At 62.5% G+C, this 2,233-nt stretch carries 2 protein-coding genes and 1 pseudogene; 1 reads left to right on the top strand and 2 read right to left on the bottom strand.

Going from position 1 to position 2,233, the window contains the following annotated elements; genetic code table 11:
- Positions 1-320: 320 nt before the first annotated feature.
- Both GPA_RS20060 and GPA_RS20625 read right to left on the bottom strand, forming a co-directional pair.
- Entirely contained in the window at positions 321-755 is a 435-nt protein-coding gene (locus GPA_RS20060; protein WP_049784046.1) for a TetR/AcrR family transcriptional regulator, read from the bottom strand.
- A gap of 55 nt (positions 756-810) precedes the next feature.
- A pseudogene (locus GPA_RS20625) lies at positions 811-981 on the bottom strand (AlbA family DNA-binding domain-containing protein); the annotation flags it as partial.
- A 553-nt stretch (positions 982-1,534) separates the two neighbouring features.
- Between GPA_RS20625 and GPA_RS06705 the strand changes: the two are divergent.
- Positions 1,535-1,870: a single-stranded DNA-binding protein gene (locus GPA_RS06705; protein ID WP_041239206.1), complete on the top strand. Its 336-nt coding sequence runs from the start codon at positions 1,535-1,537 to the stop codon at positions 1,868-1,870.
- Positions 1,871-2,233: the final 363 nt, after the last annotated feature.

The following is a 2,233-nucleotide window of genomic DNA, read 5'->3' on the forward strand; positions in this document are numbered from 1 at the left end:
GTTCGCGCCTGCGCGACCCTGGTTGCCGTGTGTCCCTGCATATGACTATGCAATGCTCCATCTTGCCATAAACCCGTTGCCTTCTCGGCATCCTTTACGCAATCGTCATTATTCTGAAGAGCGAGAACCTTCAAGAAAAGAGGGCGCGAAAATGGGGCAAGCCGCGCTTTCGCCGCGTGCGGCGCACGGCGCCGTGGAAGGGGGTCGACGTCAGGCGCGGTGCACTGCACGGCGAGAACGGGCGATGCCGCGTGGGATGGCTGCGCGGCGGGCGAGGGAGGCCGGCCCGACCGCGCTCCGTGCTGCCTGGACCGGGGGCTTTACCTGGCCGTGTGATCCTCTTCCAGAATGAGGCTCACGGCTTTCTGGATGGTTTCTCGGTCGTAGGGGAGTCCCATGAAGCAGGAGTTGATGATGGCGCCTTCCATGAACGCGCAGAGGATCTTCGCGCGCTGCTCGTCCATGAAGGGCTCGCATCGGCGCAGGAACGACTCGAAGGCGCTCCTCGTGATATCTTCGACCTCGGGGTCTTCGATGGCCGCTGCGTAGAGGGCGGCATCGGCGTGCACCCGCTGGCGGTCCGAGAGGTACTCGTTGATGAAGTCGGCAAGCGCCGTCGCGTTCTGGATTCCCTGCTCGGTGACGCGGAACGCCTCGTCGTACTCGCATTCTATCCTGCGGGCGACCTCGGCCAGGCCCTCGCGGCGCAGCTCGTCGATGCTCTTGAAATACTGGGTGGTCGAGCCCAAGGGCACACCGGCCTCTTCCGCAACCCGCCGGTTTGCCCAAGGTTTGGCTGATCTGCCTGAGTGTTGATTCTGCGACGTTTTGACCGCACGTGTCTCCATTCGGCTTCACGCCGAGGTACAGCTCGCCTCGACCGTGTTTGTTTAGGATGGCAACGACGGACACTGCGCCCTCTTTGAGCTCAGAGGTGAATTTCTTGAACTCGACCTGCTCCGTTTCGTGCCCGAGGCTCATAGGATCGTCCTTCCACGCTGCTCCGCCTCATTATTCTTCTGGGCGTTCGTTTCGTGGTGCCGTATATTCGACCCTTCGCTTGATCTGCTCGCAGGCCCAAGCCCATTCGATGCGCTCTTGCTCGAGGCGCAGGGTGCGCAGGTTGCAGGACTCATCCCCGGCGAGGACGAGTGCGAGGGCCTCTTGCTCGGACGGCGTGAGGTGCGAACAGGAATTATTGCTGTTCGATGGCTGCAATTATCGCCCCCTCCTATTTTCAAACCCCCTGTTCAGGGGGCTTTTTCATTTTTAGGGCATGGAAACCTCCCGCACCCATGGCTCCGGATCCGACCGAAAGCCTATCTATCCCATGGGCGAACCGCGGAAATGCCCCCGATCGAGTTGTGTTTTTCTCTCCATATGGACCGTTTATGGAGAAAAGCGCCTTCGTTTGCCGCAAATCGCGCAACCCGCGCGTTGAAACTCCCCCTCAATGGGCATAAAGAGTCCCAGGCCGCCGCAGCCGGCGGCTTAACCTCCGAGACGGATGGCTTGGGAAGGAAGGAGCCGGGGTTTGGAAACGGTCAACAGGATCGTGGTGTCGGGGCTCGTGTTCGGGCCCGTGGAGTTCACGGAGCCGGACAGGGGGCCCGCGCACGCGCGCTTCTGCCTGTCCCAGGAGAAGGCGGCGGGCTCGCGCCGCGTCGAGCATAGGTTCCACTGCGTCGCGTTCGGCCCGGCGGCTATGGCCGTTGCGGCATCCCTCGCGCCCGGCGTGGCCGTGGTGCTCGAGGGCGAGCTTTCCGAGGCCCGCGCCGCGTCGTTTCTCGACGGCCGGCCCAGGAAGGCCGAGGCCGGCGGGCAAAGCGAGATCAAGGTGGCGACCTTCCTCAAGGTCGACGTCCGCTGATATCGGCACGGGTCCCTGTCGGGCCTGTGCCTTTTTCGTCTTGCACACCAACATACGTACGCGCATATGCGCATGCGCATATGCGTGGCTGCACATTTACGTTTTTGCGTGTTTGCGCGTTTATGCATCTGCGCATTTGGGTAGATACAGCTCAGGATGCGGGCGCGAGCCCGCGATGGATAACCATGGAGGGATGGCGTATGGGAAGGAAAGAGTCAGCCGGGAGGCAGGCCGGCACGGCGAGGATGACGGTCGGCGATAGGTTCTGGGCGCGGCGCATCCGCCCGATCTTCGACGACGGCGACCTCACGCTCGAGCAGAAGTCGGTCTTCTGCTGCATCGTGGCGCGCGATCCCATGTCGG

Source organism: Gordonibacter pamelaeae 7-10-1-b, from assembly GCF_000210055.1.
Lineage (GTDB): Bacteria > Actinomycetota > Coriobacteriia > Coriobacteriales > Eggerthellaceae > Gordonibacter > Gordonibacter pamelaeae.